The organism is Candidatus Methylomirabilota bacterium, from assembly GCA_036001065.1.
GTDB lineage: Bacteria > Methylomirabilota > Methylomirabilia > Rokubacteriales > CSP1-6 > MNEF01.
The window spans coordinates 1-8,104 of sequence record DASYUQ010000072.1 but is presented as its reverse complement, the minus strand read 5'-3'; the positions used below and the strand labels follow the sequence as shown (position 1 = coordinate 8,104).

General features: G+C 68.9%; 8 protein-coding genes and 1 pseudogene. 3 read left to right on the top strand and 6 right to left on the bottom strand.

Translation table 11 applies throughout. The annotated features are described in order from the left end of the window. Positions 1-134: 134 nt before the first annotated feature. Together VGV13_06170 and VGV13_06165 are read right to left on the bottom strand one after the other, a co-directional pair. Positions 135-1,622 (bottom strand): outer membrane beta-barrel protein, encoded by a 1,488-nt coding sequence (locus VGV13_06170; protein ID HEV8640667.1) that lies wholly within the window; start codon positions 1,620-1,622, stop codon positions 135-137. Positions 1,623-1,829: 207 nt separating this feature from the next. Next, positions 1,830-2,129, bottom strand: coding sequence for a hypothetical protein (locus tag VGV13_06165; protein ID HEV8640666.1), 300 nt, complete (start codon positions 2,127-2,129; stop codon positions 1,830-1,832). A 54-nt stretch (positions 2,130-2,183) separates the two neighbouring features. Here VGV13_06165 and VGV13_06160 point away from each other — a divergent pair, with 54 nt between their 5' ends. After that, the gene (locus VGV13_06160) at positions 2,184-3,158 is read left to right on the top strand and encodes an SDR family oxidoreductase (protein HEV8640665.1); all 975 of its coding nucleotides are present in this window, start codon (positions 2,184-2,186) and stop codon (positions 3,156-3,158) included. Further along, positions 3,155-3,652 carry an arsinothricin resistance N-acetyltransferase ArsN1 family A gene (locus VGV13_06155; GenBank protein ID HEV8640664.1) on the top strand — a complete coding sequence of 166 codons (498 nt, stop codon included), beginning with the start codon at positions 3,155-3,157 and terminating at the stop codon, positions 3,650-3,652. Before VGV13_06160 ends, VGV13_06155 begins: the two co-directional genes overlap by 4 nt. An 18-nt stretch (positions 3,653-3,670) precedes the next feature. Here the strand turns inward: VGV13_06155 and VGV13_06150 are convergent, their stop codons facing one another. From VGV13_06150 to VGV13_06140, 3 genes are read right to left on the bottom strand one after another with little or no spacing between them, the layout of a single operon-like run. Continuing rightward, positions 3,671-4,369 carry an urease accessory protein UreH gene (locus tag VGV13_06150; protein ID HEV8640663.1) on the bottom strand — a complete coding sequence of 233 codons (699 nt, stop codon included), beginning with the start codon at positions 4,367-4,369 and terminating at the stop codon, positions 3,671-3,673. A 2-nt stretch (positions 4,370-4,371) separates the two neighbouring features. Further along, positions 4,372-5,913: a hypothetical protein gene (locus VGV13_06145; GenBank protein ID HEV8640662.1), complete on the bottom strand. Its 1,542-nt coding sequence runs from the start codon at positions 5,911-5,913 to the stop codon at positions 4,372-4,374. After that, on the bottom strand, positions 5,903-6,550 hold the full coding sequence (locus tag VGV13_06140) for a tetratricopeptide repeat protein (GenBank protein ID HEV8640661.1): 648 nt from the start codon (positions 6,548-6,550) through the stop codon (positions 5,903-5,905). Before VGV13_06140 ends, VGV13_06145 begins: the two co-directional genes overlap by 11 nt. On the opposite strand from VGV13_06140, the pseudogene VGV13_06135 reads away from it, so the two are divergent. Beyond that, a pseudogene (locus tag VGV13_06135) lies at positions 6,520-6,723 on the top strand (hypothetical protein). The gene VGV13_06140 and the pseudogene VGV13_06135 overlap by 31 nt on opposite strands. 517 nt (positions 6,724-7,240) lie before the next feature. On the opposite strand, the gene VGV13_06130 reads toward VGV13_06135, so the two are convergent. Next, a partial coding sequence (locus VGV13_06130) for a DUF4331 family protein (GenBank protein HEV8640660.1) occupies positions 7,241-8,104 on the bottom strand: 864 nt, incomplete at its 5' end.

Below are 8,104 nucleotides of genomic sequence, written 5' to 3'. Positions count from 1 at the left end.
GTGAAGGCGGCCAGAGCGCCGCAGCCGATGCCGAGCAGGTAGAGGGTGCAGAACACCTTGCCGCTCAGCGGCAGGCGCGAAAGGTAGATGCCGTTCATCGGTTGGGCCTCCCTTCCAGCGGCCAGCCCGGCATTCTAGAAGTTGACCACGAACTGCAACGTCACCTGGTGGCTATCCCGGTCCGAGTCCACGATGGGCACGCCCGGCTTGGCATCGGAGAACACCGGCTTGTTGGAGTGGTTCAGCCGGTACTCGAGCCGCAGATCGACCCAGTCCAACGGATGCCGCGTGCGCGCGTAGGTCACGCCCAGCGGCCGGAGATCGGGGATGAGCCTCGAGAGATGGACGATCGGCGCGATGGTGAACGAGTGCAGCACCTGCTCGACGCCGGTGCGTGCCCCGTCCTGGTCGTCGAAGAACCCGTACCGGAACGAGAGGCCGAGCCACCGGGTGAGATCGTAGTGAGCGAGGGCGTAGAGGCCGAGCCAGTTGACGCTCTTGTTGCTCGCGGCCCCAGCCGCGATCGGCGTCCCCCGCCGGCGAAAGGACACGGCGGACTCGCCGCCGTACACGAGCTCGCCGGCCAGCAGCAGTCTCGGGAGAGGAGACCACGTCACGTCGAAGTCGAGGATCCACCGCTCACTCTTGGTGTCGTCGTCCTGCTCCGGGCCCCACCACCCGCCGAGACCGAAGTTCAGCAACCGCGCGCCGTACAGCGGGGTGAAGCCGACGCGGCCGCCGAAGCTCTTGTCGCGGTTGTTGTCTTCCAGCGGGTCTTCGGTCGTCTCGTTCTCCCAGCGGTTGACGACCCAGGCGGTGGCGTCGAGCCAGGGCGCGAACTGGTAGGCCACCTGAAAGCCCGTCATGCTCATCGGCCGCCCGAAGCGGTTCACCTCGGACGTCGTCGCCGTCAGGTTCAAGGCGGCGTCGTGGCGCTCGTAGCCGAACGGAGTGTCGAAACGTCCGAAGGAGAGCGCCAGACCGTTACCCAGGGGTGCGATCCCGGTGATGTTGAAGCGGTGCAAGCTGATCTCGGTCTCGATCGCCTCCGCGCCGAACCGCTCAATGCAGACACCGCCGCCGCCAGGACAGCCGAAGCCTGACGGATCGGCTCCGGGAGGCTGGTCGAAGCCGTGGCTGTGCCGGTGGGCGTGGCGCTCCACCTCGATGCTGGCGCCGGCCGAGAGCCAGGGCGAGAACGTCTTGAAGGCGCCGATCGCGAACTGGTCGAATCTGAAGTCGAGGCTGCGGGGCTCCGAGCTGACCGGAGCGTTCCCGGCGAACTCCGGCACCATCTGGATGTGCGAGTTGTAGTTCGCCGAGCCCACGAAGAATCCCGAGATGCGCACTCCGCCGAGCTCGGGCTTGGGCAGCCCCAGCGTCTCCAGCGGATGCTCCCGCTCGAGCTGGATCTCACGCTCGCCGGGGCGAGGGGCCACGGCCGGCGGCGCCTGGGCCGTGACGGGGAGGGCCGCGGGGAGTGGCGGCAACGGGGGCGCGACAGGCACGGCCGCGGGCGACGGGTCGGGGACCGAGCGCTGCTGCGACTGCTCGAGCCGGCGCAGGCGCTCCTGCAGCCGGCCGACCTCCTGCTTCAGGATCTCGAGCTCGGATGGGGACACGCTTTGCTCGGCCAGTGCCGATGACGGCCCGAGCCACGCGAGCGCCAAGCTGCCAACGATAGAGAGACGCCTGAATGCGCGCATCTTCGCCTCCTGATGCGTTTTGGATGACACGAAGCGCCGTCATCGCCGACGGTGAGATCGACGGCTCTCCGCCACACGGGAAGACGGAGGCCGGCGTCGGGGACGGCGACGGGAACGAGCGGTCTAGGAGGCGGTGACGGGCGGGGCCCGAGCGGAGGCGGCGGCGAGGACGACGACCGGGAGGTTCGGCGGCGCCGGTCGCGTGAGCGGCACCGACGCCATCGCCGTGACGACGGTGACGGCGGCGGCCGGCGTCGCGTGCTGGCGCTCGGCGGCGGTGGCGAACGGACAATCGGTTTGCGGCTGGTGCGGGTCGAAGAGGTGATGGACCAGGTGCGGCGCGAGCCCGACGACGTAGACGACGAACAGCGCTCCGGTGAGTAACCCCACGACCGCCGGCAGGCGGAGACGCCCAGCCATCATGGCGGTGAGCATACCGCAATTGCCGTCCGTCCACGTGTGATATGGTTCGGGGCCATGAGTGTTCTGGTCACCGGTGCCTTCGGCTGCATCGGTGCGTGGGTCGTGCGCGGGCTTCTGGCCGAGGGCGAGCGCCCCGTCGTCTTCGACCTGGGCGACGATCCGTGGCGCCTGCGGATGATCGTCGGTCCCGACGTCGCCGGTCGCATCACCCTCGAGCGGGGCGACATTGCCGATCGTGAGCGGGTGGCCGCGGTCGTCCGCGACCACGGGATCAGGCGGATCATTCATCTCGCCGCCTGGCAGATCCCCCTCTGCCGCCAGGACCCCTCGCGGGGGGCGCTGATCAACGTCGTCGGCACCGCGAACGTCTTCGAGGCGGCGCGCACCGGCGGCGGTCGGATCGAGCGGATCGTCTACGCCTCGTCGGCGGCCGTCTTCGGACCGCCCAGCCTCTACCCGCCGGGGCCGATCAAGGACGACGCGCCTCCGCACCCGGCGACGCATTACGGTATCTACAAGGTCGCCAACGGGGAGACGGCGCGCATCTACTGGGAGGAGCACAAGATCCCGTCGATGGGGTTCCGCCCCCTGTCGGTCTATGGTCCCGGGCGCGACTTCGGGCTGACCGCCGACCCCACGCTGGCCATGAAGGCGGCCGTGCTGGGCCGGCCGTTTCAGATCCGCTGGGGCGGCCGCACGGATCTCGTCTACACCGAGGACGTGGCGCGGGCCTTCATCGCCGCATCGCGCTCGGACCTCGCCGGCGCGCGCGTCTACAACCTGCACGGCTCGTCGGCCGCCGTCGCCGACGTGGTCCGGCTGATCACCGAGGCGTGGCCCCGGGCGAAGGGCTCGATCACCCACGTCGAGCAGCCGATCCCCTTCCCCGACGCGCTCGACGACGCGCGCTACCAGCGCGACCTGGGGCCGGCGCCGCCCACGGCGCTCGAGGTGAGCGTGGGGTGGACGCTGGAGGAGTTCGCACGGCTGCAGAAGGAGGACCGGCTGGACGCGCGGGAGCTGCCGTGACGCCGTACCGGGTCCGGCTGGCCACCGCGGCGGACGCCGAGGCGATCGGCCGCATCTACAACCAGGGCATCGAGGACCGGGTGGCCACCCTGGAAACGGGATCGCGCACGCCGGAGGAGCGCCGCCAGTGGCTCGCCAACCGTAGTCCCCGCCATCCGGTGATCGTCGTCGAAAACGAGCGCGACGAGGTCGTCGGCTGGGGGAGCCTCAACGCCTTCAACTCGCGCGAGGCTTACCGGTTCGTCGCCGACTTCTCCGTGTACGTGGAGCGCTCGTATCGCGGCAAGGGCGTGGGCAGCGCGCTCCTGTGCCGCCTGATCGAGCTGGGCCGCGAGCACGGCTTCCACAAGCTGGTGCTGTCGGCGTTCCCCACCAACGCGGGCGGCATGGCGCTCTACGAGAAGTTCGGGTTCCGGACCGTCGGCGTCTACAAAGAGCAGGGGATGCTGGACGGACGATGGGTGGACACCGTCGTCATGGAGAAGCTCCTGTAGGCTTCCCGCTCGCCGTCGCTACGTCCCCCTGAGGCTCCACAGGGCGATCACGCCGATGATCATGCTGACGCCGCCGGCCACCGCCTGGATAGCCACATGGGCCATCCGCGAACGGCCGGCTGTGGCGACGAACGGGAGCCCGATGAGCCCGCTGAGCGCCAGCATCCCGCCCGTCGAGCCGATCCCGAAGACGAGGACGTAGAAGAGCGCGGCCACCGGTGACGGGATCGTGGCCACGATCAGCAGCATGAGCGCCGCACTGCCGGCCAGGCCGTGCAACACCCCCACCAGCAGAGGCCATCTCCCCATACGCAGCAGGTGAATGTGCCCGTGAGCATCTTGGGCGCCGACGTGGACATGGACATGGCTGTGCGAGTCACCGTCGTGCGAGTGCTCGTGCTGGTGGAGATGCACGTCACTCAGGGATCGGAGGAGGACGTGCCCACCGAGCAGGATCAGGACCAGCGCCACCACCGTCTCGATCGCCTTCTCGACTTGAGGCGGGATGGTCACCTTGAAGGTGATCACGGCCAGGCTGGCGATGAGCAGGGCGGAGGTGTGTCCGATGCCCCAGAACGTCCCCAGCAGGCACGAGCGCAACACGCTCCGTTGCTGACTCACGAAGGTCGACACCGCAGCCACGTGATCGGGCTCCATGGCGTGGCGGATTCCCATGAGGAATCCCACGCCCAGGACCGCGGTCAGCGAGTAGTCCATCGTCAGATCCGAATCGGGAGGACCCCGATGGTCACGAGGGCCTGCACGGCGATCGCGACGCCCAGCAGCGTGATGATGGCCGAGGAGGCCAGCGGCAGCCATCGGGTGATCAGGGGGCCGTCCTCATGGAACCGGGACATCAGGCGTCGAGCATAGACCATCAGGATGCCGATGGCGACCAGCACGACGGCCAGCCCCACGCTGAACGCCACGATCAGGAGGAGACCGAACCCCACTCGGCGCAGCGAGAGCGCGCTCAGCAAGACGACGAGCGCGGCGGGGCAGGGAATGATCCCGCCGGTCGCCCCCAGGGCGACGAGCTCCCGGAGAGACACGGTCGTGCCCGCTTCGGGGTGCCGGTGCCCGGACTCCGGCGCGTGGTGGTGATGGTGGTCGTGACCATGCCTGGACGAGGCGCCATACCGGCGGAGGAAGAGGAAAAACCCGAGGCCGGCGATGGTGAAACCGGACCCCACCCCGAGCCAGGGGTAGAGCCGCTCCGGCAGCACGTATTGCGACGCGTAGAAGGTCACCCCGCCGAGCAGGTACACCCCGGCCGTGTGCGACGCCGTCACGACGAGGCCGAGGACGACGGCGTGCCAGGCGGTTCCGCGCGAGCCGACGAGGTAGGCGGCGACGACCGTCTTGCCGTGACCGGGCTCCAACGCGTGAAAGGCCCCCAGGACCGCCGCGACCGCCAGGGCCATCGCCACAACCCCGAACCCTAACTGCTTCGTGGCGATGAGGTCGGTGAACGCGTCCCGCGGCGTCGCTTGGGTGTTCGGCCGGAGCCCGAGCGGGTCGACGGATCGGGCCATCTCCGGGGGGCTCGCCGACTGTGGTGGCGTCCCCGGCCCCGCGCCGGGAGAAGCGGGGCCGGGCGTCTCTGCCCTCGTGAGCGGCGGCGCCGACGCCCTGGTGAAGACGACCCGCGCCTCGAGATCCTGGGGCGGGCTGTTGAGAAGGTCGGTCGGGTAGTCGGCCAGCTGCTGGCTCCGGTCCTGGTCGGGTACGGAGCTGCTCAGCAAGGAAATCCCGGGGGCCCCGACCGCGATGATCTCCTTCCAGCCGGCCCGGCCGGGAAAGTTGTCGTCCCGGTAACGCAACGTGGTCGGGCCGGTGGCGGGCGAATCGGCCAGCCGGGCGCGGTAGAGGACGCCCAGCTTCATCGTCGGCAAACCGCCGGCCCCGGGCGGGAAGATCACGTCCGTTGACGCGGTCTCGAGCCGGAGCCGCCGGCCGTCGAGCGTGAGCCGGAGCCCCTCCTTGAGCGTCTCCGCCTTTCGGGTCAGGTAGGGTCGCAGGCTCGCGTGGCCCGCTTCGGGAACGATCCCCGTCTCCTGGATTTCCTGGAACGTCGGGATCTCCGCCATGTCGATGAGGTAGCGCAGCTCGATGTCGTCCGGTTCGAGGCGGATCCCCGCGTACTGGCTGATGCTGAAGTTTCCCAGCGGGTGGGCGAAGCCCGGACCGGGGACGCCGAGGGTGGCGGCAATCACGACGGCGGCCAGCGCGAGCGCCGACGACAGCGGGTTACCGGCCACCGCCGACCCCGAGCTCCTTGAGCGTGCGCTCGGCCACTTCCGCCTGGAGGACGTGAAAATGAGGGTTGGTCGACAGAGCCCGACGCAGATATTCCCTGGCCTTCTCGGTATCTCCCAGACCCCGATGGATCATGCCGGCGTGGAAGAACAGCCGGGCGTCCCGCGTCCCCAGTCGCAGAGCGTCGGCCATCGCCGCGCGCGCTTCAGCAAGCTTGCCGTTCTTGTAGAGGGCCCAGGCCAGCACATCGTGGGTGTAGATATCGCGTCTGACCTCCAGCTCCTTTTGGGCCAGGTCGAGCGCCTCCTTGAGCATGATATCGTGATCGGCGTAGAAGAGCGCGAGTTCCCGGTTGTAGATCGTCTTGTTGACCGTGTTCAGGTAGCCGATGTATTCGACGAGCTGGTACTGCCTCTTGGCGTCGCCCGCGCGGCCGATCCTCGTGTAGACGTCGCCCAGGGCGGCGGCGTACTCGGGCAGCGGGATGACGTCGAGGGCCTTGTGGTAGAGCTCGATCGCGTCCTGATACTTCTGCTGGACCGCCCGCACCTTCCCCAGCCCGGCCAGGGCGCGGTGATAGCGGGGATACGTGGTGAGGGCCTCCTGGTAGGCGGCGTCGGCCTTCGCCACCTCTCCCATCTGGAAGAACAGCTCGCCCAGCTGCACCCGGCTCCAGGCGACGTTCTCCGGCGGGGCGTTGCCCTCGATGGCGGTTGCCACCGCTCTCCGCATGTGCTCGACCGCGCCGGGGGGATCGCCCCGCAGGAACTGCAGATACGAGAGACGGCTCGAGGGGTGGAGCGGTCCGCTGAGCGCGAGCATCTTCGAGTACGCCAGGGAGGCCTTCTCGTACTCACCCATCTCGAGGTGGGCGTCGCCCACGACGGCCTGGGGGGACCGATCGCCGGAGCCGAGCGCGAGCGCCTTCTGAGCGGAGGTCAGGGCGTCCGCGAACCGGTGCTGGGCCAGCTGCACGACGGCCAGCGATGTCGTGGCGCTCGTGGCCGTCGGGCCGGCCGGGAGCAGCTCAAGTGACTTCTTGAGCGCCTTCTCGGCCAGCTCGTAGTAGGTGATGTCGCCCGTTTCCCGCGCCTTCTGGAGGTAGGCGGCCCCGAGCTTGTTGTAGCTGAAGAAGTCCGCGGAGTCCCTGGCGACGCGGGACTGGAAGAACTTGATGAGCTGATCGGTCGCCTGGGGCTGAGCGGGAAGGTCGCTGGCCGCCCCGAGCGAGAGGAGAAGGGAGATGGCGAGAAGAACAACGCGTGCTGCCGCCATCTCCCTCCCCCTGATCAACTCACCGCTCTCTTTTCGCCTGACCGCGGCCGCGCCCTACGTCGGGTCGTTCGGCGTGGTCGGGTAGCCGACCGTGCCGGGAGCCGGCGTCGTGTTCCCGGGCAGGGGGTGCGCCTCCCCGAAGAATGGGAAGTCAGTGAGCAGCGGCCGGTCTTGTCCGCTGTTGGCCAGATTCGGCACGTCGGCGTCGGGCTCGATGAAATCGGTCCCCTGAAGGACCGCCAGGACCCGCCGGTCGGGGCAGTTCGGCAGCACAGTGCAATTCAGGGCGCCCGGCCGCAGCGGGCCGCTGCCTGGCACCCCGCTCCCAGGCGGGAAGTTCACGTCGGCGAGCTGGCGGGCCAGCCTCAGAAGGATGTCGGTCACGTCATCGTCCAGCCGCCGGCCGTTCTGCAGCCCGTTCGCCGCGACGACGAGGTCACCGGGCGGCAGGATGTTGAGGTTGATCCGCAGCACATCGGGGAAGATGACGTGGCGGATCAGGTTCCGATTGGTATTGGGCAAGCCGGCCAGGCCGGGCAACAGTGGGGCGCCGCTCGGAAGGGTTGCCACGCCGAGGGCGGTGAGGACGGCTGCTCGCGCGGCGATCGTGTTGCCGGTCCCGTCATTGTCCATGGTCGTCAAGGCGTCCGGGATGAAGCGGCTGAAGCCAGGAGCCTCGGGGGGGACGGAGAAGTTGTTCAGGTCGGCCAGGTCGTCCTCGGGAACGCTCCGGTTGTATCGGTCTCGCTGCGCGGCGGGAATGAAGACGGTCTTGATGAGCGTCTGTCCCATCCGCTGAATCTGCACGAACGGTCCCTCGTTTTCGGGCCCACTCCTTCTGGACAGCTCGGTTTCCTTCTGCCGGCTGGTCGTGCCCCAGAATCCGATCGTCGTGTTGTTCCCGAGGTAGGTCCCCGT

Excerpts from the sequence above, each read along its gene's own strand:
- VGV13_06140 (HEV8640661.1), bottom strand. The coding sequence starts at position 6,550 with ATGGGAGAGGTGGCGAAGGCCGACGCCGCCTACCAGGAGGCCCTCACC.
- VGV13_06150 (HEV8640663.1), bottom strand. The coding sequence starts at position 4,369 with ATGGACTACTCGCTGACCGCGGTCCTGGGCGTGGGATTCCTCATGGGA.
- VGV13_06160 (HEV8640665.1), top strand. The coding sequence starts at position 2,184 with ATGAGTGTTCTGGTCACCGGTGCCTTCGGCTGCATCGGTGCGTGGGTC.
- VGV13_06165 (HEV8640666.1), bottom strand. The coding sequence starts at position 2,129 with ATGATGGCTGGGCGTCTCCGCCTGCCGGCGGTCGTGGGGTTACTCACC.